Source organism: Romboutsia lituseburensis (assembly GCF_024723825.1).
In the GTDB taxonomy this organism is placed as follows: domain Bacteria; phylum Bacillota; class Clostridia; order Peptostreptococcales; family Peptostreptococcaceae; genus Romboutsia_F; species Romboutsia_F lituseburensis_A.
On the sequence record NZ_JANQBQ010000001.1, the window covers coordinates 1746148 to 1772640 of the forward strand.

At 28.8% G+C, this 26493-nt stretch carries 23 protein-coding genes; 2 read left to right on the plus strand and 21 right to left on the minus strand.

What is annotated here, in order from left to right:
* Positions 1 to 392 precede the first annotated feature (392 nt).
* The 15 genes from ftsZ to lgt all read right to left on the minus strand — a co-directional run bounded on the left by ftsZ (position 393) and on the right by lgt (position 16316).
* On the minus strand, positions 393 to 1544 hold the full coding sequence (gene ftsZ / locus NWE74_RS08520) for a cell division protein FtsZ (RefSeq protein ID WP_258242781.1): 1152 nt from the start codon (positions 1542 to 1544) through the stop codon (positions 393 to 395).
* A gap of 105 nt (positions 1545 to 1649) precedes the next feature.
* Positions 1650 to 2003 carry a small basic family protein gene (locus NWE74_RS08525; RefSeq protein WP_258242782.1) on the minus strand — a complete coding sequence of 118 codons (354 nt, stop codon included), beginning with the start codon at positions 2001 to 2003 and terminating at the stop codon, positions 1650 to 1652.
* A 65-nt stretch (positions 2004 to 2068) separates the two neighbouring features.
* A complete protein-coding gene (locus NWE74_RS08530) occupies positions 2069 to 2758 on the minus strand; it encodes a DUF881 domain-containing protein (protein ID WP_258242783.1) in 690 nt (229 codons plus the stop codon).
* An 18-nt stretch (positions 2759 to 2776) separates the two neighbouring features.
* Entirely contained in the window at positions 2777 to 3454 is a 678-nt protein-coding gene (locus tag NWE74_RS08535; RefSeq protein WP_258242784.1) for a DUF881 domain-containing protein, read from the minus strand.
* Positions 3455 to 3481: 27 nt separating this feature from the next.
* Entirely contained in the window at positions 3482 to 4210 is a 729-nt protein-coding gene (locus NWE74_RS08540) for a cell division protein FtsQ/DivIB (protein ID WP_258242785.1), read from the minus strand.
* Positions 4211 to 4283: 73 nt separating this feature from the next.
* Entirely contained in the window at positions 4284 to 5564 is a 1281-nt protein-coding gene (gene murA / locus NWE74_RS08545) for a UDP-N-acetylglucosamine 1-carboxyvinyltransferase (protein WP_258242786.1), read from the minus strand.
* A 75-nt stretch (positions 5565 to 5639) separates the two neighbouring features.
* Positions 5640 to 6857 (minus strand): undecaprenyldiphospho-muramoylpentapeptide beta-N-acetylglucosaminyltransferase, encoded by a 1218-nt coding sequence (murG, locus tag NWE74_RS08550; RefSeq protein ID WP_258242787.1) that lies wholly within the window; start codon positions 6855 to 6857, stop codon positions 5640 to 5642.
* A 14-nt stretch (positions 6858 to 6871) separates the two neighbouring features.
* Positions 6872 to 8002 carry a stage V sporulation protein E gene (spoVE, locus tag NWE74_RS08555; RefSeq protein WP_092726221.1) on the minus strand — a complete coding sequence of 377 codons (1131 nt, stop codon included), beginning with the start codon at positions 8000 to 8002 and terminating at the stop codon, positions 6872 to 6874.
* Between the two features lie 35 nt (positions 8003 to 8037).
* Positions 8038 to 9396, minus strand: coding sequence for a UDP-N-acetylmuramoyl-L-alanine--D-glutamate ligase (murD, locus tag NWE74_RS08560; RefSeq protein ID WP_258242788.1), 1359 nt, complete (start codon positions 9394 to 9396; stop codon positions 8038 to 8040).
* 16 nt (positions 9397 to 9412) lie between these two features.
* Positions 9413 to 10381 (minus strand): phospho-N-acetylmuramoyl-pentapeptide-transferase, encoded by a 969-nt coding sequence (gene mraY / locus NWE74_RS08565; protein WP_258244440.1) that lies wholly within the window; start codon positions 10379 to 10381, stop codon positions 9413 to 9415.
* A gap of 38 nt (positions 10382 to 10419) precedes the next feature.
* A complete protein-coding gene (locus tag NWE74_RS08570) occupies positions 10420 to 11793 on the minus strand; it encodes a UDP-N-acetylmuramoyl-tripeptide--D-alanyl-D-alanine ligase (protein ID WP_258242789.1) in 1374 nt (457 codons plus the stop codon).
* A 173-nt stretch (positions 11794 to 11966) separates the two neighbouring features.
* The gene (locus NWE74_RS08575; RefSeq protein WP_258242790.1) at positions 11967 to 13946 is read right to left on the minus strand and encodes a stage V sporulation protein D; all 1980 of its coding nucleotides are present in this window, start codon (positions 13944 to 13946) and stop codon (positions 11967 to 11969) included.
* Positions 13947 to 13958: 12 nt separating this feature from the next.
* Positions 13959 to 14315 (minus strand): hypothetical protein, encoded by a 357-nt coding sequence (locus tag NWE74_RS08580; RefSeq protein ID WP_258242791.1) that lies wholly within the window; start codon positions 14313 to 14315, stop codon positions 13959 to 13961.
* A gap of 290 nt (positions 14316 to 14605) precedes the next feature.
* The gene (gene rsmH, locus NWE74_RS08585) at positions 14606 to 15541 is read right to left on the minus strand and encodes a 16S rRNA (cytosine(1402)-N(4))-methyltransferase RsmH (protein WP_258242792.1); all 936 of its coding nucleotides are present in this window, start codon (positions 15539 to 15541) and stop codon (positions 14606 to 14608) included.
* A gap of 31 nt (positions 15542 to 15572) precedes the next feature.
* Positions 15573 to 16316, minus strand: coding sequence for a prolipoprotein diacylglyceryl transferase (gene lgt, locus NWE74_RS08590; protein WP_258242793.1), 744 nt, complete (start codon positions 16314 to 16316; stop codon positions 15573 to 15575).
* Between the two features lie 259 nt (positions 16317 to 16575).
* On the opposite strand from lgt, the gene NWE74_RS08595 reads away from it, so the two are divergent.
* Positions 16576 to 17217 (plus strand): TrkA C-terminal domain-containing protein, encoded by a 642-nt coding sequence (locus tag NWE74_RS08595; RefSeq protein ID WP_258242794.1) that lies wholly within the window; start codon positions 16576 to 16578, stop codon positions 17215 to 17217.
* Between the two features lie 69 nt (positions 17218 to 17286).
* Here NWE74_RS08595 and NWE74_RS08600 read toward each other — a convergent pair whose 3' ends face one another.
* The 4 genes from NWE74_RS08600 to NWE74_RS08615 all read right to left on the minus strand — a co-directional run bounded on the left by NWE74_RS08600 (position 17287) and on the right by NWE74_RS08615 (position 22775).
* Positions 17287 to 18834: a BCCT family transporter gene (locus tag NWE74_RS08600; protein ID WP_258242795.1), complete on the minus strand. Its 1548-nt coding sequence runs from the start codon at positions 18832 to 18834 to the stop codon at positions 17287 to 17289.
* Positions 18835 to 19080: 246 nt separating this feature from the next.
* The gene (gene yfmH / locus NWE74_RS08605; protein WP_258242796.1) at positions 19081 to 20373 is read right to left on the minus strand and encodes an EF-P 5-aminopentanol modification-associated protein YfmH; all 1293 of its coding nucleotides are present in this window, start codon (positions 20371 to 20373) and stop codon (positions 19081 to 19083) included.
* Between the two features lie 16 nt (positions 20374 to 20389).
* Positions 20390 to 21655 carry an EF-P 5-aminopentanol modification-associated protein YfmF gene (yfmF, locus tag NWE74_RS08610; RefSeq protein ID WP_258242797.1) on the minus strand — a complete coding sequence of 422 codons (1266 nt, stop codon included), beginning with the start codon at positions 21653 to 21655 and terminating at the stop codon, positions 20390 to 20392.
* 1 nt (position 21656) lies between these two features.
* Positions 21657 to 22775 (minus strand): hypothetical protein, encoded by a 1119-nt coding sequence (locus tag NWE74_RS08615; RefSeq protein ID WP_258242798.1) that lies wholly within the window; start codon positions 22773 to 22775, stop codon positions 21657 to 21659.
* 192 nt (positions 22776 to 22967) lie between these two features.
* On the opposite strand from NWE74_RS08615, the gene ychF reads away from it, so the two are divergent.
* Complete coding sequence (gene ychF / locus NWE74_RS08620; RefSeq protein WP_258242799.1) at positions 22968 to 24065, plus strand: redox-regulated ATPase YchF; 1098 nt, start codon at positions 22968 to 22970, stop codon at positions 24063 to 24065.
* 110 nt (positions 24066 to 24175) lie between these two features.
* Here the strand turns inward: ychF and NWE74_RS08625 are convergent, their stop codons facing one another.
* Both NWE74_RS08625 and NWE74_RS08630 read right to left on the minus strand, forming a co-directional pair.
* The gene (locus NWE74_RS08625) at positions 24176 to 25612 is read right to left on the minus strand and encodes a carbon starvation protein A (protein WP_258242800.1); all 1437 of its coding nucleotides are present in this window, start codon (positions 25610 to 25612) and stop codon (positions 24176 to 24178) included.
* Positions 25613 to 25741: 129 nt separating this feature from the next.
* Complete coding sequence (locus NWE74_RS08630) at positions 25742 to 26485, minus strand: LytR/AlgR family response regulator transcription factor (RefSeq protein ID WP_258242801.1); 744 nt, start codon at positions 26483 to 26485, stop codon at positions 25742 to 25744.
* Between the last annotated feature and the right edge of the window lie 8 nt (positions 26486 to 26493).

Consider the following 26493-nt stretch of genomic DNA (forward strand, 5'->3'; position numbering starts at 1 on the left):
CTATATCTCAATTTTATGTCATTTTTAACGGTCGAAACGAATTTATTTTACTATAAAAAATCACAAAAAAAGAAAGCATTCTGCTTTCTTTTTATTTATTAATTTATAACTTATTTTATTTTTTTTTCTTAAACCCGTTAGATTTACTTTGTTTCTTATTAATATTTATTCCATTTTTTAAAGTTTTATGCTTATTTTTTATTTATTTTTATTTGAACTAATTTGTAGAATAATTTATTTAGAAGTAAGAATTTAGAAATATTTTTAAGCTATTTATATTCATATTTATTAGCTTTTATTCATTTTCTAAAAATCATTTTTTATTTACAGTACACAATATTTAGTTATAATAATTTTAAAAATAAAAAAGAAGCCGTATAGACTTCTTTAAATTATCTTCTTCTTCTTAAGAATGTAGGGATTTCCATATCGTCATCTTCCATTACATTCACTTTTTTAGGCTCTTCTTTAGGAACTACTATTTCCTCTTTTGGCTCAATTGGAGCAACTGGTTTTTGTACCGGTTGTGGATTTAAAGTAGGTCTTGGAGTAACCTTTGGCTTTTCAATTATATCAAAACCCATGTCCTTATTATCATCAAAACCTGTAGCTATTACAGTTATTTTTATTTCATCTCCTAGGTCTTCTCTTATAGAAGCTCCGAATATTATATTTGCTTCTGGGTCACATGATTCATTAACTAATGTTGATGCTTCATTTATTTCTAATAACCCTAAATCATTTCCACCTGTTATATTAAGTAATACTCCTCTAGCTCCTCTTATTGAAGTTTCTAACAATGGAGATTGGATAGCTTGTCTAGCTGCCTCAAGCGCTCTATTCTCTCCACTAGCACTACCTATACCCATATGAGCTAGTCCTTGTTCTTTCATAACAGAAGTAACGTCAGCAAAGTCTAAGTTTATAAGACCTGGAACTGCTATTAAGTCTGATATAGACTGTATACCTTGTTTTAATACATCGTCAGCCATAGAAAATGCATCTAACATAGATGTGTTCTTTTGAACTAATTGTAAAAGTCTATCATTAGGTATTGTTATTAAAGTATCAACCTTTGATTTTAATTCAGATATACCACTCTCTGCATTTTTCATTCTTACTTTACCTTCGAATAAGAAAGGCTTAGTAACTACCCCTACAGTAAGCATACCCATTTCTTTTGCAAGTTGAGCTATTACTGGAGCTGCACCTGTTCCAGTTCCACCTCCCATACCTGCAGTAACAAACACCATATCAGCACCTTGAAGTACTTTTATTATTTCGTCCTTACTTTCTTCAGCAGCTCTTTTTCCAACTTCTGGATTAGCCCCTGCTCCAAGTCCTCTTGTTAATTTTTCTCCTATTTGAATCTTATATTCAGCTTTTGATGTAAGTAAAGCTTGCTTATCTGTGTTAACGGCTATAAACTCAACACCTTGAAGTTGTGCTTCAACCATTCTATTTACAGCATTGTTTCCTCCGCCACCTGCGCCGATTACCTTGATTTGCGCAAGACCATCTGTTTCTACGTCAAAGTTTAGCATCTATAAACCTCCTCATTTTATGATTGTAAGTAAATGTATGTATTAATTATATCATTTAATCTTTAAATTTTGTTAATATTTAACTAAGTTATTCCACAAAAATATTTATTTTCCTTTTTTTTTATTCCTCATATTTATAACAACATGTCTCCTAATTATTGATAAATTATCAAACAATCTCGACCCAAAGACTAATATAGCGACATAATAAAGTGGTAGACCTAATCTATCTCCTATATATGTCAATATTATAGCCAGCACAGCATTACCTATAAAACCAGTCAAAAATATTATATTATCGTATTTACCTTCAAATCCTGACTTAATTGCTCCAAATATAGAATCCATTGTTGCAAGTATTGCCACAGACATATATAATGAGTAATCTATAGGATATGTGAATGGAAGGTAGTATCCAACAACTACCCCAAGTGCTAACCCCGCTAATATCCATATCATAAATGCTCACCTTCTTTATTTTACTTTGAAACCTATACCTTTTTCAAGTTTTTTAATGTTTTTTATTAAGATTTTTTATAGGAATTTATTGTCATATAGTCTTTTACTTCAACTTTTATGTAAATACCATATCCTTCCTTTAATAAATTAGCATATGACTCTGGTGAAATTACTGATGCCGCAAGTGTTTCTTCATTCCCTATAGCTTCTATTTTAAATGGTTGTCCGTATGTTGTGTCATTTATAGTTATGGTAGCTCCAGAACATTTTATTTTACTTAAAGGTAACAATCTTTCTCCATTTATTGCTATTGATATAGCCCCAGCTTTTTTCAAATCATTTACTATTCTTAATATATCTATATCATGAACCATCAAATCATTTGGATTTTGCTCACTCTTTAGTTCTTTTTCACTATCCTTTATAATTATTTTTATACCCTCCCCATTTTCCACTGATAATCCACTTTCTCTTTTTAGATTATTTAATTCTATAGTTATTAAATCTGTTATAGATTTATATCTGTCATTGATAACTTTATTATAATAATCAAGCTTACTTTTATACTCTACTTTAACTTCGTTTAATTTTATTATTTCATCTTTTGTTTTTTGTATTTTACTTTCAATTTTCTTTTTTTCATTAAGTGTCACATATGTATTTGTAGTATTCAATGATTTTATATAAACAGATATCAAAATTCCTAATATAAATGATCCTAATACAACCATCTTTAATTTTATATTTTTATACATATATTACCTCTTATTCATCTAATAATCTTCTATGTTTAATGCTTTATCATATCCTTTAATTTTTAAAGTATCCTTTTTTTTAATTTCAACATTAGCATTATAATATTCTTCAATTTCCCAAACTATTCCATATTTTATTTGTAAAGTAGATGCTAATGTATCAGGATTGCCAATTGCGTTAATTGTTATTGGTTCATTTATTTTGGTTTCATTTATATACAACTCATTTCCTTTTAAATTAAAGTAGGTTTTAAAAATAACTCTTTCACCATTTATAGATATTGCATTTGCTTGCGCTGAATTTAACTTATTTATCATTGATAATAATAGATCATAATTGTAAATTATACTCTCACTCGATTCAGGTTTATTTTCATTTATTTTAATTTCTATTCCACTTCCTTCTATATCCGTATATCCTGAAAGAGTTTCATATTTTTTAATTTCAGATTTCAAATCTGTATCCTCTTGATTTTTTCTATATTCATTTATTTTAGATTTTATATTCTCAATTTCTATATTTAAATTTTTTTCTTCCATTTTAAGGTTCTTTAGTTCAACAATTAGCTGTTCTCCTCTTTTTGTAGTTGATAACCCATTATTCTCTAAACTTATTGTTTTCAATTGTAAACTTATCAAGAAACCAAGTATTATACTGCAAATTATTATGCTTTTATATTTTATAATCTTCCGCAATGATATCACTCCTTATTTTTTAATCAATTAAGGCTTATAAATTGGATTATTTCCTAAAGTAAAATCCACGCTTCCATTTTTTATATATTTACCTTGAAGATCGGATAAAATTGATCCTAGCATAGATATGTTATAATCTAATTTACTATCTTTAAGTAAAATTATTTTTATATTTTCTTTTGTTGTCATCTCTATTGTTTCATTCTTAAAAATTATTGTTTTTATCTTTTTATTAAGATTTTCTTTTTTCAAGCATTCTAATAAGTTCAATAATACTTTTTTATGTTCTTCATTATCAAATTTAATACTTTTATCATCTTGTAATTCATAATTAATTTTTACTATAACGCCCTTTTCTACCTTATCAGATTTATCAATACTTTGTATAAATTTGCCGTCTTTATCTATATAGGTATAACGAAAATCATTATCTAATATTGCTGCAATTTCCTTTTCTATAATTATTATATGTAATTTATTTGGCATTCCTATTTTAACTTGTCCACTTTCTATATAATTATTTTCTTTTAATTTTTCTTCCATCTGCTTCTTATTATATTTAAATATGTTTTTATCATCTCTTATGTCTAAGTTTTTAATTATTGCTTCTTTAGATACTCTATTATTTCCCTCTATTTTTACATTACTACTACTAAATATACTACTATTTAGTAGTATATAAGCAAATATTATTATCATTAATACAAGGCTTAATAAAGTTATTAATTTAGATGTATTTAATCTTTTCCTTTTCATAATACGCCTCCTTTTATGTATAAATAATAAATACAACTAAATCTATTCTTTTCCTTCAAAAAAAGTAAAAGGCTTAACAGCCTTTTACTTTTTCTAGATTTTCTATTTTTAAAATGTCAGCTCCCAAGCTTCTTAAAGTTTGTTCTATATTTTCATAACCTCTTTCAACATGATAAATATTAGAAACCTCAGTTTCTCCATTTATAGTAAGTGCTGCTAATATTAATGCAGCTCCACCTCTAAGATCTGGAGATTTAACTTTTGCATTGTGAAGATTGGCTACTCCTTTTATCATACAGATATTTTCTGTTATATATTTTATATTAGCTCCTAATCTAGTTAGCTCTGCGCAATGCATAAATCTATTTTCAAAAATTGTTTCATGGAATACGCTAGTGCCATTTGATAGTGCCATTAATGACATTAATTGAGCTTGCATATCTGTAGGAAATCCAGGATGTGGAGAAGTCCTTACTAAGTCTATCGCTTGTATAATTTTAGGGGGTGTCATCACCAATCCATTCTCTTTATATTCTATATTACAACCTGCTGCTCTTAATTTATCACTTATCGGTTCCATATGAGGTATTATAACCCTATCAACTTCTAAACATCCTCCTGTCATCGCTGAGGCCACCATATAGGTTCCAATAGCTATTCTATCGGGTATTACAGTATGTTCAACTTCATGCAAAGTTTCAACGCCTTCGATTTCTATATAATTAGTTCCTGCGCCTCTTACTTTTGCTCCCATAGAATTCAAAAATTCTTGCAAGTCTTCGATTTCAGGCTCCCTAGCCGCATTATATATTTTAGTAGTACCTTTTGCTTTTACAGCTGCCAACATTGTATTTTCTGTTGCTCCTACACTTGGAAATTCAAAATTTATTGTGCTTCCAACTAATTTATCCTTGAAGCATTTTATAAATCCATCATCTTCTTCTATTCTAACACCTAATTCCTTTAATGCCTTTAGGTGCAAGTCAATAGGTCTAGAACCAATAGCACAGCCCCCTGGATGGCTTATTTTAGTATAGTCTAATCTTCCTATCATAGCTCCCATCACTATTATAGATGATCTCATTTTTCTAACATAATGTTCATCTATTTCCATAGAACTTATATTAGAGCTATCTACTACTAATGTTCCAGATTCATATTTAACTTTACAACCAATACTTTCTAAAATTTTTATCATAACATATACATCAGATATATCAGGCACATTATGAATTGTGCTTACACTTTCATTAAGTATAGTTGCTGCTATAATTGGTAATATAGAGTTTTTAGCTCCCCTTATTGCCAACCTTCCTTCTATTTTGTTTCCACCCCTAATTGTATACTTAGACAAAGTTAACCCCCCTAGCGTTGTATATTAAATCATAATGCCTATAATTTAAATATTATGAACTAGAGGGGTTATATGTTACTTTTTCTTTATTCCTATTACCTTAGGTTGACTCTCATCAGTTTCTGAATCTTTAGATGCTTCAATTGGTTCTTTTTTATTTTCTTTTTTATTTGAAACTTTTTGCTTATTATTAGCTTTATATATATTCATTATTTCATTATATATAAGATCTATAGCTTCTGGCTTTCCTATTTCCATACTAGCATTAGCCATGTCAATTAACTTTTCTTTATCACCTAAAAGTTTAAATACAGTTTCATTTAAATTTTGAGGTGTTAAATCTTTTTCTAATATAGCTATCCCAGCACCTTGTTTTTCTATACTTTTAGCATTATACTCTTGATGGTTCTCTGCTGTATATGCCTTTGGTATTATTATTGATGGTTTTCCAAGTGCTGTTATTTCTGCTAAAGATATAGCTCCTGCACTACCTATAACTAAATCACTTGCAGCTAAAGCATTAGCCATATCTTCTAAATATGGTACTACTCTTTGGTATGGCTTCAACTGTATATCTGAAATACTATTTGAAAACTCTTCATAATAATATTTTCCGGTTGCAAATATAAACGCAATATCATCTTTAACCATATTTTCAATAACTAATCTCATTGCATTGTTTATATCTTCTGATCCTCCACTACCACCATAGCAAAGTACCATCTTTTTATCTTCTGTTATTCCTAAATTTCTTCTTGCAGAATTCTTTCTTGCCATTAATATCTCTTTTCTTACTGGATTTCCTGTAAGAACTAATTTATCCCTTGTTCCTTCAGGGAATCTTTGATGTGAATCTTCAAAACTTGTTAAAACTTTAGTTACCATTTTAGCAAGTATTTTATTTGTGACACCAGGAAAAGAATTTTGTTCATGTATAACAGTTGGAACTTTGTTCATAGATGCATTAAATAGTACAGGACCACTTACATATCCACCTGTACCTATAACTAAATCCGGCTTAAATTTTTTAACAACTTTTCTTGATTGTTCTAATCCTTTAAATAATTTAAAAACTCTTTTTACATTATCAAAGTCTATTTTTCTTTTAAATCCTTGAACTGTAACCGTCTTTAGTTCATATCCATACTTAGGAACTATTTCTGACTCAATTCCTTTAGCAGTTCCTACAAACACTATTTCAGCTTCAGGATGTTCTTCTTTTATTCTATTTGCGATGGCTATAGCTGGATAAACATGACCCCCAGTACCTCCACCTGATAATAAAACTTTCATTTAATCATCTCCTGTTAGTTAATTTTGACATTTTTTGAGATGTTTAACACTATACCTATAGCGCTCATAAATATTACAAGGGATGTACCTCCATAACTTACAAATGGCAGGGCAACTCCTGTAACAGGCATTGATGAAGTTGCTACAGCTATATTTAGCGCTGCTTGTATTCCTATTTGAGCACCTATACCCATAACAACCATACATGCAAATACATTAGAGCATTTTAAAGCAATTCTTACACATCTATATACTAATATTACAAATAGCATTATAACTATTGCACATCCTATAAGTCCTAACTCCTCACCTATTATAGCAAATATAAAATCATTTTGTGGTTCTGGTATATAGAACCATTTCTGTTGACTCTTTCCTAGTCCCATTCCAAATAGTCCACCTGATCCAAGAGCATAAAGACCTTGTATGACTTGATATCCATTACCTAATGGATCTTGAAATGGATCTAAGAATGATAATATACGCTTTAGTCTGTACTCTGATGTCAATCCAAGTGCTAAGAATAATGCAACCCCACACCCAAACATGGCACCTACAAATTTCATGTCCATTCCAGCAACAAATATCATAACAAATGTTACTAGTATTATTGTTCCTGCAGTTGACATATTAGGTTGTAGCATTATTAATCCAAAAAATAAGCATGGTATTAATATTAGTGGTAAAACACCTTTTGTCAATGATTTAATTTTATCATATCTTTTTTCTATTAATTTTGCAGTTATTATTATTGTAGCAAATTTGGCAATCTCTGCAGGCTGAATTGTAAATGCACCTACTCCTAACCATCTTCTTGCACCGTTAGCCTTTATTCCTAACGGAGTTAATACTAATAACAGTAATACTATAGCTACAATACCTATAGTTTTGGCATTCTTCTCCCAAAATCTATAATCAATATTAGACATTATTATCATACTAATAAAACCTAGTATTGCATAGATAGTGTTTCTTTTTAGAAAAAAATAAGCATCATGGTGCTTAAACGAAGATTGAACAAAACTTGCGCTAAACACCATGATGATTCCTATAAATACTAAAAGCATTGTTGTATAAAATATTACACTATCAAATTCAGTTTTAATTCCCTTGTCAATTCGTTTTTTAAGAGCTTCCTTAGGCATTTTGACAGACTTACCTCCATTCCCGAGGCAAGAGGTTATTTTAAATTGTGTACATTCTCTTTGAAGTCATTACCCCTTACTTCAAAACTTTTATACATATCCCAACTTGCACAAGCTGGCGAAAGAAGTACTACTTCATTTTTATTTGCAAGTTTATAAGAAGTATTTACTGCTTCTTTCATATCTTTTACTATATATATTTCTTTAAATCCTTTTTCTTTTGCACACTTTTCTATCTTGGGCGCTGTTTCTCCTAACAAAACAAGTGCTCTTACATTATTTTCAGCAACTTCTAGTAATTCATCAAAGCTACTTTGCTTATCCATTCCTCCAGCTATTAGTATTATATTATTTTTATAAGACTGTATGGCTTTAATAGTTGAATCAGGATTTGTTCCTTTTGAGTCATTAACAAACATAACTCCATTTAAACTTTTTACAAACTCTTGTCTATGCTCTACTGCAGCAAATGTCTTTAATACATCCTTTATAACCTCTATATTAACATTACATGCATAAGTTATGCCTATAGCAGCCATGCAGTTTTCTAGGTTATGATTACCTGGTAAGCTTAGCTCTTCTTTGTTTAAAAGAACTATTTTTTCATCTATGTCTATAACTATATTATTGTCTTTATCTAAATATATTCCTTCTTCTAATTGTTTTTTTCTTGAGAAGAATATTTTTTTAGCTTTAACTTTTTCAGATAACAATCTAACTTTTTCATCGTCATAATTTAATATACAAAAATCATCACTATTCTGATTCATAAATATTCTAGCCTTAGCTTCTATATAATTTTCCATAGTGTGATGTCTATTTAAATGATCTTCTGTAAAGTTTAATATTGCACTAACTTTTGGTTTGAAAGTATCTATACTCTCTAATTGAAAACTGCTTAATTCTGTTACTAAAACAGATTTTTCGTCAGCAACTCCCACTGTATCTATAACTGGATTACCAATATTTCCAACAATATATGTATCAGTCTGTGATTTTTTAAATATCTCACCCACTAAGCTAGTTGTTGTTGTTTTTCCATTTGTACCTGTTATACCTATAAATGTAGGATTATTCGAAAGTGTATATGCTAATTCAACTTCACCAATTATTTTTATATTATTATCTTTTAATTTTAATATAAAATGTAAATCTAGAGGAACTCCTGGTGATACTACTACTAAATCTATATCATCAACATTTTCTGGATGATATCCTAAAATATATTCTACACTACTTAAATGTTCTAGTTCTTTAAGTATTTCACTTAGTTTCTCTTTATCTTTTATATCATTAACTATTATATTTGCACCTAATTTATCTAAATGCTTGATTGTAGATATACCTGTTTTTGCAAGTCCTACTAATAAGACTTTCTTATTTTTTAGGTTCATTTTTATACCCCCAACTTTAGAATATTGCTATTATACCTATCCATGCTAATATTACAGTAGTTATCCAGAATATGAAAACAACTCTTGTTTCTGGCCATCCACATTGTTCAAAATGGTGATGTATTGGTGCCATTTTAAATATTCTTTTCTTTCTTAATTTGAAAGAACCTACTTGAAGTATTACTGAGATAGCTTCTGCAAAATATATACCTCCAACTAAAGGTATTAATAATATTGAGTTCGTTAATACAGAGAATGCAACAACAGCACCACCTAGTGCCATAGAACCCGTATCACCCATAAATATCTTAGCTGGATAAGAATTAAATCCTAAAAATCCTAGACAAGCTCCTACAGTAGCTGCTGCTAATACTGCAACATCCGGATTTACTGTTACAGATGATGCAAGTAGCATAAAGAATGTTGATACTATTAATGTTACTCCTGATGCTAAACCATCTAATCCATCTGTTAAGTTTACTGCATTAACTATTCCCACTATTATGAATGTCATTATTGGAACATATAATGTTCCTAAATTTATAACAGCGTCAGTAAATGGTATCACAAGTTGTGATGCACTTGGTGACGATGTATATTGATAATATGATATATATAAAGCTAAAGCAAATTGAAGCACTATTTTTTGCCATGGCTTTAATCCCAATGATCTTCTTTTCTTTATTATTATAAAGTCATCTATAAACCCTACTAAACCAAATCCTACAATTGATATTAATCCTACCATCATATCTGGACCAACTTTGCTTCTAGTAAGTCCTGTAACTAATATAGCTACTATCATTAATATTCCACCCATAGTAGGTGTTCCATTTTTAGCTAAATGTGTTTTGGGTCCATCGTCTCTAACGGTTTGACCGAATTTAAATTTAGTTAACATAGGTATAAATATTGGGCCTAATATAACTACTATTAGAAATGAAATCATTGATGTATAAGTAAGTTCTGTTATTCCTAACATAATATATCTCCTCTCCCTTGTTGGCTATTTCTTTCGTTTTATTACTTATTTAGATATTCTACTATTTTTTCTAATTTCATACCTCTAGATGCCTTTACTAATATTACATCTTCATCTTTTAGTAAATTATCAATTTCATTAATAGCATCTTCTTTTGTACTAAAATGATGTATGTTTTCTTTATTAAATCCTAATTTTTCTGATTCTTTTCCTATAAAATTAGAATCATTACCTATAGTTAACAATACATCTGTATTATTTATAATCGATTCTCCTACTAATCTATGACCATACTCTGCATGCTCACCCATTTCAAACATATCTCCAAGTACAGCAACTCTTCTGCTTTTGTATCTTCCAAGAATTTTTAACGCTGCCTTCATCGAGTCAGGGCTAGCATTGTATGCATCATTTATTATTGTAAACTTATCAGTTTTAAGTATATCTAGTCTCATTTTTGTAGCTTTGAAGTTTCTTAAACCTGATTTTATTTCATCAAGAGAAAGTCCAAGACTTCTTCCAACTAATATAGCAGCCATAGCATTATATACATTGTGTTCTCCTACTGTTGGTATAAATATTTCTTCTTCTTTACCATCCATTATACATATAAATGTAATGCTATCTTCTGTCATTTCATATCTATCACAATATATATCATTTTCTTTACTAAATCCAAATGTTTGTAATTTAAATAAATGATTTTGATCTTTTAATGTCGATAGAAATTTATCATCCCCATTTACTACTAGTGTACTTGAAGAATCAAAATTAGTTGTTATCTCCATTTTGGCTTTTAAAATTCCTTCTTGAGAACCTAAATTTTCAATATGAGATAAACCTATATTTGATATTACACCAATTTTAGGATTAACTATATTTGCTAAATATTCAATTTCATTAAATCCTGACATGCCCATTTCTATTACTGCACACTCATGATATTCATTTAAGTTAAATAATGTTAAAGGAACACCTAATTGATTATTTAAATTTCCTTCATTTTTTAAAGTATTAAGTTTAGAACTTACAGTTGCAAAAACCATATCTCTTGTCGTAGTTTTTCCTACACTTCCTGTTATCCCTATATATGGTATATCAAATTTAGATTTGTAATATTTACCTATATCTCCAACAGCAATCTCGCTATCTTTGACTTCTATTAAATTTATGTCCGAACTATCTAAATTTATGCCACTACTTTCATTTTTTATAAAAGTTTTGCATCCATTTTCATAAGCAGACTTTATAAATTGATGTCCATCTAAGTTTTCTCCTACTATAGCTACAAATACATTATCTTTATTTGCAAGTCTACTATCTATAACAACGTCATTTACAAGGTCATTTTCATTACCAATTACTAAGTTACCTTTCGTTGCAAGTACTAACTCTTTTATTGTTAGACTTTTCATTTTTAATCCTCCTTTAAGTCTTTTAGGCTATTGTTAGCTAAATTTCCTAATAAAGGGCAATGTATACCCAAATATACATTGCCCCAAACTAATCTTAACTTAATAATTATATACTATATTTTTATTTTTTTGAAGGTATTTCTAACTATATGTTAAGAATCTTTTACTTTTAATTATTTAAAGTATAACATTATACCAGAACCTTCAGCCACTTTTACACCAGGTTTTGGGAACATATCAACAACTTTTGTGCCTTTTTCTATATTTATATCTGTATCTAAATTAGGATTTAATTTTACTTCTTCTAATTCTTTTACTGCATCTTCTATTGGTAAATTTCTTACATCAGGAACTTCTACCTGTGTTTTTTCAAACTCTTTCTTTTCTTTTTCACTATATTTCGGTTCTACACCTAAATATTTTAAAGAATCATTCATAACTTCTTTTACTATTGGACCTGCTGTACTACTACCAAATGCCATTACTCCTGTTGGCTCATCAACAATTGCTAGAACTACAATTTGAGGATTATCAGTAGGAGCTATTCCTATAAATGAACATATATATTTTCCAGAAGCATATCTTCCATCTATAACTTTTTGAGCCGTACCAGTTTTACCACCTATTCTATATCCTGGTATATAAGCTTTATTTCCTGAACCTACACTTACAACTGACTCTAATATTGACATCATCTTTTCAGATGTTTGTTTAGATATAACCTGTCTAACTACCTTTGGAGGTATCTCTTCTGTCATATTGCCTTTATTATCAGTATAACCTTTTACAACTCTTGGCTTCATTAGATTTCCATCATTAGCAACAGATGATATCGCTGTTATTAACTGTATAGGTGTTAATGAATTGGCTTGACCAAAAGATATAGTAGCCAATTCTACTGGTCCTACATTTTTTTCATTATGTAATATACCTTTACCTTCTCCAGGTAAATCTATTCCTGTTTTATCCATAAAACCAAAAGCTTCTATATAATCATACATCTTTTTGACACCTAATCTTTTTCCAACTTCCATAAATACAGGGTTACATGAGTTTTGAACACCTTGTTCAAATGTTTGTTCCCCATGAGGTCTATAATGTCTCCAGCATTTAAGTCTCTGACCTGCAATTGTTACACCACCTGTACAAGTGAATTTTTCCCCATCTTTGATTACATTTTCTTCTAACCCTGCAGAAGATGTAATTATTTTAAATGTAGATCCCGGTTCGTATGTATCACTTACAACTGGATTTCTCCACATTTGATAGTATCCTTTAATCTTATTTTTATCATCATATTTATCTAACTCTTCTTCATAATAAGGATATATTGGTGTTCTTGGATCGTTAGGGTTATAATCTGGTTTAGATGCAAGAGATAGTATATCACCAGTTCTTGGATCCATAGCTACAACAGTCACTCTTTTTGCATTATTTAATTCATATGCTTTTTGAGCTGCTTTTTCTGAATAATGCTGAATTACCTCATCTATAGTAAGAACTAATCCATCACCCTGAGTAGGTTCATAGTATTTTTCCATACCTCTTGGTATCTCCCTACCAGAAGCATCTGTACTAACAATTAATTTTCCTGACTTTCCTTTTAAATGTTTATCATAATTCATTTCTATACCAGCTATACCTTGTGAATCTGACGATGTATGACCTAATACATAAGGAGCAAAGTTTCCATATGGATAATATCTTTGATTATCTTCTGCGACCCATATACCTGGTATTTTCGCTTCTCTTATTTTTGTTGCCTTGTCATCATCTATCCATCTTTCGATTTTAACTAAAGCCATATTTTTTTTACTTACAAGTTTAAAAACATCTTCATATTCCTTGCCTAAAATTGTAGATACTGTTTTAGCAGCTTCTTTTTTATCCTTAACTTCTACAGGCTTACACCATACGGTATATTTAGTTACACTTACAGCTAATTCTTTCATATTTTTATCATATATTGTACCTCTTTTTGGTTCTATTGGAATTTCTCTGGTCTGTTGATCTGTTGCTTTTGTACTTAGCCATTCACCTTTTACTAATTGTAGATACCCAGTCCTCATAGTTAAACCCAAAAATAGAGCACATGCCAATATAAGAACAAGTACTAGTCTTTTTTTACTTACTCTTTTTATCTTTTTACTCAAGTGCTTTCCCCCTTACTTTTCAACATCAACGTATCTTATTTGATTTTTATTAGGATAGTCCATATTTAGCTCTTCTTTAGCTTTATTTTCAATCTCTTGTATAGATGTACTTGTATCAACTTTGGCTTTTAGTTCTTCTAACCTTATCTCTTCTTGTCTTAAATCTTTTTTTAAGTAGTGAATATCATATTTCAAATCTGAAACAACTGTATATCCACAAATATTACCTATTACAACACCTAAAGTAATCACCGATATAAAAACTACAGACACTCTTTTTTTTAATTTTTTCTTTCTTTTATTTTTATGTTTATTCTTTTTTTCTTTTTTATATTCATTCATGTCCTTAATTTTATTATTTTTTTTCATACATACCACCCTCATAGTTTAAATTGAATCTCTATATTATTTAATCTAAACTCATACTTAAATTAACCATCTATATTATATTTGTTGCTTGGAAACAAGCTTCCTTTAAACTTTTCTCGTAAAATTAATACATAAAAACACAAATTTAAGTATATTAATTCATAAAATATTAAATTAACTTTATTTAGAACTTTTTTATTAAAATTTCAGATACAATATATCAAAACTTAAATTTTCAAACAAAAAAGCTATAACTTAAGTAATTACTTAAGTTATAGCTTTAATTTTATTTATATTCTTTCTGCAACCCTTAATTTAGCACTTCTACTCCTTGGATTTACTTCTACTTCTTCATTAGTAGGAAGTATTGGCTTTCTTGTTATTACTTTTACAAGAGATTCTTTATCACATTGACATATAGGTAAATGCGATGGGCATACACAATCAAGAGCTAAATCTCTAAATTCATTTTTTACTATTCTATCTTCTAAAGAATGGAATGTAATTATACAAACCCTTCCACCTTCATTCATTATAGATACAGCATCATCTATCATATTAGTTATTACACCTAATTCATTATTAACTTCTATTCTAATCGCTTGGAACGTTCTTTTAGCTGGATGTGGTCCATCTATTCTAGCTTTCTTAGGTATAGCTTTCTTAATCACGTCTACAAGCTCCCCAGTTGTCTCTATAGGCTTTTCTTTTCTTTCTTCTACTATAAATTTAGCTATTCGCTTTGCCCAGTTATCTTCTCCATAATCTTTTATTATTTTTGCAAGTTCATCTTCACTATAGGTATTTACTACATCATATGCCGAAAAATCACATCTAACATCCATTCTCATATCAAGAGGTGCATCTTGCATATAAGAAAAACCTCTATCAGCCTCATCCAATTGATGAGATGACACACCTAAATCAGCAAGTACACCATCTATTTTATTTACACCTATTTTAGCTAGTTCTTCTTTTATATTTTCAAAATTACTATGAACAAATTTTACTCTATCACTGTATTCACTTAATCTTTCTTTAGCTGTTGCGATTGCATTTTTATCTTGATCAAATCCGATAAATAATCCTTTATCTGATAATCTCTTTACTATTTCTTTTGAGTGACCAGCTCCACCCATTGTACAGTCTACATATACACCATCTGGCTTTATATTTAAATTATCTATACACTCATTTAAGAGTACTGATACGTGATGAAATTCCATTTTGACTATTCTCCTTAATTACTTACTATTTTTATTCTATTGTACTTTGTTTACTTTTTTTTGACAAATATATATGAGCTATAATACCGCCTACTACTCCTGCCAAACTTATCACTTGAGCCATTCTAAGAGGACCTATCATAAGACTATCAGTTCGTAGTCCTTCTATAAAGAATCTACCTAATGAATACAATGTAATATAAAATACTATCAATTGTCCTTCATATTGTTTTTTCTTTCTAAATAACCATAAAAATATAAATATTCCAAAATCCCATATAGATTCATATAAGAATGTTGGATGAACCTTTAATCCATCTACCATTATACCCCATGGTAAATCAGTTGGACCGCCATGAGCTTCTCCATTTATAAAATTACCCCATCGCCCAATAGCTTGCGCTAAAGGCATACCTATCATAACTGCATCTGCCATTTTTAGAAAATCTATCTTTTTTATCTTAGTAAAAATATATCCTGTTAATATTCCACCAATAAGAGCTCCATGTATAGCCATTCCTCCGCCCCTAAAGTTTAAAATCTGAGATATGTTTTGAGAATAATATTCCCAATTAAATATTACATAATACAGTCTAGCACTTAATAATCCTATAGGTATGGCAATTATTGCTAAATCTAGTACCTCATCTTCTTTTATACCCACTCTTTTAGCTTCTTTTAAAGCTAATAAAGTACCAACTATCATACCTGTAGCCATTAAAATTCCATACCACATTACGTCTATTCCAAATACACTAAATGCCACTCTATCCATAATCTCACCTCTTATTTCATATTTTAAAATCAAATTTATTTTATACCTATATATAATACTTATGCGCATCATAAATAGATATAGAGTTTATTGTAATATTATAACAGTTTAAAGTTAATAATAACATATATTATAAATAATTAGATATCTAAAATTTTACTAATATTTAATATATTCTACTTATATTTTATTTTATAGACATACTCATGTATGAGGTATAGAATAATATATGATTAAAATATATACTTTAGGAGGAAATATGGAAAGAAATAGCTCATTGCCTATATATCATAAGATTGCTTTAGATATTGCTAATAAAATACATATAGGCGATATTCAGGAGGGCAGCTTGCTTCGTGGAAGGTCTTCTTTAGCTGGAACATATAATGTTTCGCCAGAAACAATACGTAGAGCTATGAAGGTGCTAGAAGATTTAGAAGTTGTCTGTAGTGTTAAAGGAAAAGGTATATTAGTTTTATCATCTGAAAAAGCATTGTCATTTTTAAATAAAAATCAAAATATGACTAATATATCTTCATATAGATCAAATTTACAACAATTGCTAGCGTCAAAGGCTAAACTAGAGAATGAAATTGTTGATAATATAAATAAAATAATAGATTATTCAAGTAGATTATCTAATATAAATCCTCTCGTTCCATTTGAATTTAAGATAACAAATGAATGTAAATTTATAGGTAAAACTGCTGGTGAGATAAAATTTTGGCAACATACTTCTGCTACTATCGTTGGAGTTAAACGTGATGGTAATTTAATAGTATCTCCAGGACCTTACATAGAATTCAAAGAAAATGATATTCTTTTAGTCGTTGGAGACAGCAGTATTCACCATTCTGTTCCTGTATTTTTATATAAAAATTTAGATACACACCAAGATTAATATAGTAAATTTAAGTCATAAATAAAAAAGAATGACTACATAGTCATTCTTTTTTATTTATATATTTATTTAATCCAGATTTATGTTTGCCTTATTTATAACTTTACTATCTTTTTTAGTATAAAGTTTTTCATATTGATCTTGTGATATTTTCACTTCTTCTCTAAGAGCCTTAATAATTGATATTATACTTACAATTACTATTATGGTAAATGGAAATGCAGATACGATTGATACAGTTTGCAAAGTGTCAAGCCCTCCTGATAGTAAAAGGGCAATAGCTAAACAAGCTTGAATAACTCCCCAAAGTATCTTTTTAGGATTACTTGGATTTAAATCTCCATTAGATGTAAACATTCCTAATACGTATGTTGCTGAATCTGCCGACGAAATAAAAAATGTACATAATAATATCATAGCTATAACTGATAATATCTTTCCAAATTGATAATTTGAAAATACTTTAAATAATGCTGTTTCTGTAACCGATGCAGCTGTTGTTGAAAATTCGATACCTAAATTTATTCCTAACGTTCCAAATACAACAAACCATATTATACACACTATAGCTGGAACTATTGTTACTCCTATTATAAATTCTCTTATTGTTCTCCCTTTAGATATTCTTGCTATAAATATTCCTACGAAAGGTATCCATGCTATCCATAAAGCCCAGTAAAATACCCTCCATTGGCTAACCCATTCTTTAGTAGCATCCATATATAAACTCTGAGATATAAATTCGCTTAAATAAGCAGTTCCTCCTGAAAAAAAGTTATTCATCATGCTCACTTTAGGACCTATTAATATTCCTCCTAATAATAATGCTGTAGCTAAAATTAAATTTGCATTAGAAAGATTTTTTATTCCTTTATCCAACCCACTTGTTGCACTATACATATACAATACAGATGTAATAGCTATTATTATAAGTTGCACTGTAAAGGTGTTTTTTATATTAAATACATACTCTAGTCCTCCAGCAATTTGCATCGTTCCCATACCTAGAGATGTTGCAACACCCGTTACTGTTGTAAATACAGCTAGTATGTCTATAGACTTTCCAATAGGACCTCTAACCCCATCTTCTCCTAGTATCGGTAAAAAAACACTACTTATAAGACCTGGTGCATCTTTTCTAAATTGAAAATATGCAAGTGCCAATCCCATGACAGAGTATGCAGCCCAAGGATGTATTCCCCAATGTATGAATGATTGTTGCATTGCGAAAGTTACCGCTTCACTAGATCCAGGTTGAGCTCCAATTGGACTTATAAAATGTTTCATTGGCTCTACAGATCCAAAGAAAACTAATCCTATTCCCATACCAGCTCCAAATAACATAGAAAACCATGAAAGATTACTAAATTCAGGTCTATCAGTATCTTTACCTAATCTTATACTTCCGTATTTACTAAAAACTAAAAACAAAGCAAATCCCACAAGGATAAGCATACCTACTATATATACCCAACTAAAGTTTTTGATTATTATATCAAACATTTTATGAGATACATTCTCAAATATATTCGGAAAAGCAACACCTGTTACTACCACTAAACTAGTCAATACTATTGATATTATAAACACGGGATTAATTTTTTGTGTATTATTCATATCTTAATTCCCCTTTCTATTTCAAACTAACAACTTATTTTTTAATTTAAGTTTTTACTTGATACAACTTAATTATATGTATAAGTTGTTACTTATGTCAACTAATCTGCATTGCCATTTTTATAACTAGTATTACTGAACATATTGATATTGCAAAGATTTTATTTATTAAATTTTATTTTTGAAATGTTTAAATTAATAAATAAAAAAACACCTTTTTAAATATTTAAAAAGGTGTTTTTTTATTTATTTTGTTGTTGGCTCTACTATAGATATAACACAATATTCTTCTTTTAAGTGTGATTTTAATCTTGCATCAACCTCTTCAAACTTTATTGATTTAAGTTCATCTAAATAATCTAATAAATTTATATCTTTAAAATTATATGATAAGAAATTATTAGCTATAAAATTAACAGAATCAAAGTACTTTAAGAAATTTCCAATCTTTTTCTTTTTAACTCGTTCAAAATCATCCTTATTTAATCCTTCTTCTTTATATGTTTCTATATAATCTAATATAATTTTTTTAACTTCTCGTGGGTTCCTAGATTCTCCTCCTATTATGGTAAATGCATAATCTACCTGAGATGAGAATCCTCCTCCAAAGTTGTCATTTATAAGGCCTTTCATATATAAGTCCTCAAATAATTTGCTACCTCTTTTAAAAATCATATCCACTAATATTTCAGTTACTATTTCTTTTCTTAAAAGTTCTTTACCTTTTATTCCTACATTATCATCTTTAAATGCTATATTAAACGCAGGCATTGATATTGGAAATTGAGCTACTATTTCTTTTTTGTTTACTTCTTTAGGCTCGTTAGGGTAAAATCTTTGTATTTCATGAGATAGTTTCTCAACGTCATCATTATTTACTTTTTTAACAGAATTTAGAACCTTATCAGAATCTAAATCACCTACTACAAATAACGCCATATTTCCCGGGTTATAGAATGTATTATAGCATTTATATAATTCTTCTTTTGTTATTTTGTAGATACTTTCTACAGTTCCTGCTATATCGACTCTTACTGGATAATTAACATACAATGCTTTTAAGCAATTAAAGTATACATTCCAATCTGGGTCGTCGTTGTACATTTTAATTTCTTGTTCTATTATACCTTTTTCTTTTTCAACATTTTCATCTGTAAAATAAGGAGTTTGTACATAATCTATTAAATGTTCTAGGCTTTCATAAAAATTCTCTGTAGCAGAAAATAAATAAGCTGTCATTGTAAAGTTTGTAAATGCATTGGCGCTTGCTCCCCATTTAGAGAATTTATCAAATGCATTTCCTCCATCAGGCTGCTCAAACATTTTATGTTCTAAGAAATGAGCTATACCTTCATTGACTCTTATTTTTTTATCTTCACCTATCGGGATAAATTCTAATTCATTTGATCCATAGTTAGTAGCTAGTATTGCATACTTTTTAGTAAAGCCAGGCTTTGGCATAAAATACACATCTAATCCATTTTCTAATTTTTCATAAAAAATTTCTTCTTTTAATATTTCATTAACTATTTTTTTCATCTCTACGTCACCTCACTTAATTTCTTAAGAAGTAAATAGTGTCTAATTCTATTTTTTCAAAAGATTTAACTATATCTTTAACTTCTACTTTATTTATATTTTCTATCATCTTATCTATAGTAGTATTTGTACCACCCATAGTCTGAGCAAAGTAGAAATCAGACATTCCTCCTATGCTATCAGCCAATGATTTCATGGAATTTATTAAAGCACTTTTGCTATTTTCGATCTCATCTGATGATATTTCGCCTTGTTTTATTGCTTCTATTTGCTTCTTAACTAAATCAACTGTTTTTTCATAGTTTTGAGCTTCTATTCCTGATGATATATATAATATCGCTTTATATTTTTCAACTGAAGAATATATATAATAACATAAGCTCTCTTTTTCTCTTATATTTATAAACATTTTAGAGTGAGGTCCTCCACCCAAAACATTACTACCTACAACTAATGGATAATATAATGATTCATCTTTATAATCAATATTAGTTCTATAACCCATAACTAACTTACCTTGAGTTATATCCATATTTTCTTCAACTATATTAATATCTTTTATTCGTTTTGTAAAAGTTTCCCTTGGTATATCTATAATTTCATCCCTTTCAAATGAGAAATTTTTACTTATTACATTTACAACTTCTTCTTCATTAAAATCACCTTCTATTACTATATCTATAGGAGATGTTTTTATTATATTTTTATAATGTTTATATAAATCTTTAGCATCTATTTTTTCTAAATCTTCTTCATATCCTATTTCACTTATGCTAAATCTCTCACCTTTACACATCTCTTCAAAAGATCTTTCAAGTGCATATCTGCTTTTATCATTTATCTTGGCTTGTATTCTATCTTTTAAATTTGTCTTTTCTATATCTAAATACTCGTTGTTAAATCCTCCGTCTACTACTAAAGTATCATTTAATACATCATTGAAAAATTCAATTACATCTGTAAATATTTTCTCATCTAAATATCGTTCATTTGTGCTTATTATTTTAAATGTAATTACCTGCTTTTCTCCTCTTTTTGATACATCTCCATACATCGAAGATCCATATAAGTCATCTAACTTATTTGATATTTCTCTTAAACTTGGATATTTTCTGCATCCACTAGTAATTATTGTAGGCAATAATGCATTCTTAGTAGCTTCTTTTCTGTCTAAATTTCTTTGTATATATATACTAACAAGGTTAGACTTGAACTTTTCAGCTGATATTAATGTTAAATTAATATCTTTGCCTAAGTTTATTTTTTTTATATCCTTTTTCATTTTATCCTCCTATTTGATTCATTAATGATATTCTTGTAAAAAGTTCATCTACTATCGCATCCATCTTTTTTTCTGGATTTATGTAGTAAAACTTAGTATTTCCCATATCTAGATCTTCAAGTATACTTTCTACTAAATGTTTTGTATACATCGTATCTATTGTACATGTAGGTAATACAACATACAAAGTATCAATTCCATATTCTAACAATTCCTCACCTGATTTTATTATATCTTTTTTATTATTTTCTAAAAGAGGTAATTTTATTTGAACGTCTAAGTTTTTTTCTTCATGATTTATATATTCTTTTATTTTTTCCCTAAATAATATGTCCTCTTCTAAATTATTCTTATTATGTAATCCAATTAAAAGTAACCCTGAATCTTTATCTAAAGCTCTAATATTTTTTAAAATTTCATTTTTATATACCATAGCTAAATTATTAGATTTATAAAAAGGATCTAGTATTTCTATTCCAGCTAAATTATAAGAAACTAGGTTTAATTTTTCATATCTTTGTTTGAAAATTTCATAGTCTTTTCCATCTGTCATAAATAAAGGGCATATAATTATTTTTTTATATCCTTTAGATACTATATCTTCCAAGCTATCTTCGAAATAAGGCTTAGTGTACATGTAAGAATTTACTACCTTGTATCCATCGCCTAATTGATAACTTAATTTTTTAGTTACTTCTTCAGCCTTTTCTTTAAAATCACTTTCTCCTAGCTGGTTATAATAATTTTTATAAGTATATAAATCTTTAATTCCTGTAAATAAAGATTTATAGCCCTTTTCATAATAAATTTGAGTTGAACGCTCTTTTAGATTGTATTTTTTTGATTCTCCTTCTGATACTAATAAAACTAATGTATCTTCTTTTTCTATCCCTGGCTGAACGTCTTTAAAACTTATGTAATTTCTAAACCCAAATAGTATCATGCAATTTACCCCAATAAATGAAATAATTAGAGCATAAACCATATATTTATAATCTTTCTTAGAAGTTATTTGCTTATAAATCATTACTGTTGCTAAAACTATAAATATATTTTCCATATACCCATTCAAAATTAAACTTAAAGCTAAAGATATAAAAAAAATTATCCAAATAAGCATAAAATCAACCCCAATAATTTTTTTGATGTAAATGTATAGTTTACATCTATTATATATATGATGTATAATCAGTATGTATGTCTATAATGGGATTTTTTGAATTTGTTCAAATTAACCTATTGAGCTAATTTAAAGCCTATAATAGGTTGTTTAAATTTATATATAAATATGACTAAAGAGAGGACGATGACTATGAAATTAGGTATAGTTGGTTTACCAAACGTAGGTAAAAGTACCCTATTCAATGCAATAACTCAAGCAGGTGCTGAATCTGCAAACTACCCTTTCTGTACAATAGAACCAAACGTTGGAGTTGTTTCTGTTCCAGATGAAAGATTAGATAAATTAAAAGAATTATATGATTCTAAAAAAATTGTTCCTACTGCTATAGAATTCTGTGATATAGCAGGTCTTGTTAGAGGAGCTTCTAAAGGTGAAGGTTTAGGAAATAAATTCTTATCTCATATAAGAGAAGTTGACGCTATAGTACATGTTGTTAGATGTTTCGAAGACCCTAACGTTGTTCACGTTGATGGTTCGGTTGATCCATTAAGAGATATAGAAACTATAAACTTAGAATTAATATTCTCTGATATCGAAATATTACAAAGAAGAATACAAAAAAATACTAAAGCTGCTAAAGCTGACAAATCAATCGCTGCTGAGCTTGAATTCTTAAAAGAAATAATGGTTACTTTAGAAGACGGTAAATGTGTTAGAACTATGGATTTTAATGATGATCAAAAAGCATTTGTTGATTCATTAAACTTACTTACTTCTAAGCCAGTAATATATGCTACTAATGTAAGTGAAGATGATTTAGCTGATGAAGCTGAAAACAATCAATACGTTAATACTGTTAGAGAATTCGCTGCTACAGAAGCTGCAGAAGTTGTTGTTGTTTGTGCTCAAATAGAAGCAGAAATATCTGAACTTGATACAGAAGAAGAAAAGAAAGAATTCTTAGAAACATTAGGCTTAGAGCAATCGGGATTAGATAAATTAATAAAATCATCTTATGCTTTACTTGGACTTGTTTCTTACCTAACAGCTGGACCTCAAGAGGTTAGAGCTTGGACTATAAAAGTTGGTACTAAAGCTCCTGCTGCTGGAGGAAAGATACACTCTGATATAGAAAGAGGATTCATAAGAGCAGAAACTATATCATTTGAGGATTTAGCTCAAGTTGGTACTATGAGTGCTGCTAAAGAAAAAGGTCTTGTTAGACTTGAAGGAAAAGAATATATAGTTAAAGATGGAGACGTTATACTATTTAGATTTAACGTTTAATAAAAAAAGCTTACAGTTAACTGTAAGCTTTTTTGTTAATATGCTTATTTATTCAAACTAAATATAAATAAAAATGGCCTAATCTCTATTTGAGATAGGCCATTTTTATATTAAGCTATATTTTTATCTTCTACATTTTTTACTAATTTATCTTTGCTTATCATAAATGCTACAAATAATATTACAGCTGCTCCTACACCTACTGCATTAGAGAATGTAGGATTTAATTTAAATCCTTCTGGAGCTTGTAATATATAAGCCACACACACAGCAGACATAAATGTTGCTGGTATTAAAGTCATAAAGTATCCAGATTTGTTCTTTAATAAGTATACTGTTGAAGCCCAAAGTACTATCATTGCTAATGTTTGATTAGACCAAGCAAAATATCTCCATATTATATTAAAATCTATTGTAGTTAAGAATATACATACTAAGAATAATGGTATTGCTAGCATAAATCTATTCTTAAACCCTTCTTGTTTTATGTTAAATGCATCAGCTATAGTAAGTCTTGCACTTCTAAATGCTGTATCTCCACTAGTTATAGGACAAGCAACAACTCCAAGCACTGCAAGTATTGCACCCATTGGTCCTAATAATTCTTTAGATAATAAACTTACAACCCCTGATTGCCCTCCAAATTGGTTTAGAGCATTTTGTATAGATAAACTATCTCCAAAGAATGCTATTGTAACAGCACACCATATTAAAGCAACTATCCCTTCTACAACCATTGCTCCATAAAATACTTTTTTACTTTCAGATTCATGGTGTATACATCTAGCCATCATAGGTGACTGAGTAGCATGGAAACCTGATATAGCACCACATGCTATTGTTGTAAATAAGAATGGGAATAAATTTAATCCATCTGGATGTAAATTTTGTAATGACATCTCAGGCATTACCATAGATCCATTAACGTGTCCTACTATCATAGCTCCACATAATCCTATAGCCATAAATAATAGTGCTGCTCCAAATACAGGATATATTTTACCTATTACCTTATCAACTGGTAAAACTGTCGCAGCCATATAGTAAATTATTATTACAACAACCCATACAGTTTTATCTATCCCAGTCATTGATGTTAATAATCCTGCTGGAGATGTTACAAATACTGTCCCAACTAATATAAGAAGTATTACAGAGAACACTCTCATAACAGATTTCATACCATCACCTAAATAAATACCTACTATTTCAGAAACTGAAGTACCTTCATGTTTCATAGATATAACCCCTGAGAAGAAGTCATGTACTCCTCCTGCAAATATTGTACCAAATGTTATCCATAAGAATGCAACTGGTCCAAATAAAGCACCCATTATTGCTCCAAATATAGGGCCTGTCCCTGCTATATTTAAAAATTGTATTAAGAAAACTTTGTGCCAAGGCATTGGCATATAGTCTATTCCATCCTCTAGTCTTACAGCTGGTGTTTGAGTTGAATCACTTAATTTTACTGATCTTTCTACTATCTTACCATAAGTAAAATATCCACCGATAAGAATTGTTAAGCATACTAAAAATGTTATCATACCGTTTTCTCCTTTGTTAAAAATGTTAATTTCTTGTTAAATTTATTATTACAATATTAGAATAACGTTTCTTTTAATTTAGGAGATTTAAATTTACATGAAATGCATAATTTGATACATTAAATACGTCTATATATGCATAACTTTTCTAAACTCTTTTATTTTACTTCGACTTACCGGTGCTTCTGAATTTATATCTTTTAATTTCAACTTATAGGTATTGTTAAACCACGGTATAATTTCTTTTATCTTAGAAGTGTTTACTATATAAGATCTATGAGTTTTAAAAAATTTAGAACTCGGTAGATTTTTTTCAAATTCAGTTATAGAACTTTTAACAATATATTTATCCTCTTTTGTGAATACAATTGTTTCTCTTTCATTTGCTTCACAATAATATATATCATTTATTTTTACTACTATCAATTTATCATTTTTCCAAAGACTAACCTTATCTAAGCTGCTTTCATCTAATAAGCCCTTATCATTTTTTTTCTTTTCTATAGTTTTTGATTTTTCACTACTCTCAAGCTTTTTTAACATAGAAACTATTCTTTCCTCTGAGTATGGCTTTAACACATAATCAAATGCTTCAAGCTCAAATGCATCTACCGCATGTTCTTTATAGGCAGTTATAAAAACTATTTTAGGGCTAATTTTAAATTGTTTTATTGTCTTAGCCAATAACATTCCGTCTAACATAGGTATGTTTATATCTAGAAATATTACATCTATCATGTTTTCTTGTATGAATTTTAATACATCCACTCCATTATCAAATTCATTTATTATTTTTATATTACTAAAATTATTTATAAAATATTTAAGCTCTTCTCTTGCTGGGAATTCATCTTCAACGATTATACACTTCATAATGTCCT

Coding starts and splice junctions, on each gene's coding strand:
- NWE74_RS08540 (WP_258242785.1), bottom strand. CDS start 4,210: ATGAAAAGGAAAAGATTAAATACATCTAAATTAATAACTTTATTAAGC.
- NWE74_RS08625 (WP_258242800.1), bottom strand. CDS start 25,612: ATGATAACATTTTTAGTATGCTTAACAATTCTTATCGGTGGATATTTT.
- rsmH (WP_258242792.1), bottom strand. CDS start 15,541: ATGGAATTTCATCACGTATCAGTACTCTTAAATGAGTGTATAGATAAT.
- NWE74_RS08600 (WP_258242795.1), bottom strand. CDS start 18,834: ATGAATAATACACAAAAAATTAATCCCGTGTTTATAATATCAATAGTA.
- murG (WP_258242787.1), bottom strand. CDS start 6,857: ATGAAAGTTTTATTATCAGGTGGAGGTACTGGGGGTCATGTTTATCCA.
- lgt (WP_258242793.1), bottom strand. CDS start 16,316: ATGGATAGAGTGGCATTTAGTGTATTTGGAATAGACGTAATGTGGTAT.
- NWE74_RS08580 (WP_258242791.1), bottom strand. CDS start 14,315: ATGAAAAAAAATAATAAAATTAAGGACATGAATGAATATAAAAAAGAA.
- NWE74_RS08595 (WP_258242794.1), top strand. CDS start 16,576: ATGGAAAGAAATAGCTCATTGCCTATATATCATAAGATTGCTTTAGAT.
- ychF (WP_258242799.1), top strand. CDS start 22,968: ATGAAATTAGGTATAGTTGGTTTACCAAACGTAGGTAAAAGTACCCTA.
- yfmH (WP_258242796.1), bottom strand. CDS start 20,373: ATGAAAAAAATAGTTAATGAAATATTAAAAGAAGAAATTTTTTATGAA.
- spoVE (WP_092726221.1), bottom strand. CDS start 8,002: ATGCCTAAGGAAGCTCTTAAAAAACGAATTGACAAGGGAATTAAAACT.
- ftsZ (WP_258242781.1), bottom strand. CDS start 1,544: ATGCTAAACTTTGACGTAGAAACAGATGGTCTTGCGCAAATCAAGGTA.
- NWE74_RS08630 (WP_258242801.1), bottom strand. CDS start 26,485: ATGAAGTGTATAATCGTTGAAGATGAATTCCCAGCAAGAGAAGAGCTT.
- NWE74_RS08530 (WP_258242783.1), bottom strand. CDS start 2,758: ATGTATAAAAATATAAAATTAAAGATGGTTGTATTAGGATCATTTATA.
- NWE74_RS08615 (WP_258242798.1), bottom strand. CDS start 22,775: ATGCTTATTTGGATAATTTTTTTTATATCTTTAGCTTTAAGTTTAATT.
- NWE74_RS08570 (WP_258242789.1), bottom strand. CDS start 11,793: ATGAAAAGTCTAACAATAAAAGAGTTAGTACTTGCAACGAAAGGTAAC.
- NWE74_RS08525 (WP_258242782.1), bottom strand. CDS start 2,003: ATGATATGGATATTAGCGGGGTTAGCACTTGGGGTAGTTGTTGGATAC.
- murD (WP_258242788.1), bottom strand. CDS start 9,396: ATGAACCTAAAAAATAAGAAAGTCTTATTAGTAGGACTTGCAAAAACA.
- yfmF (WP_258242797.1), bottom strand. CDS start 21,655: ATGAAAAAGGATATAAAAAAAATAAACTTAGGCAAAGATATTAATTTA.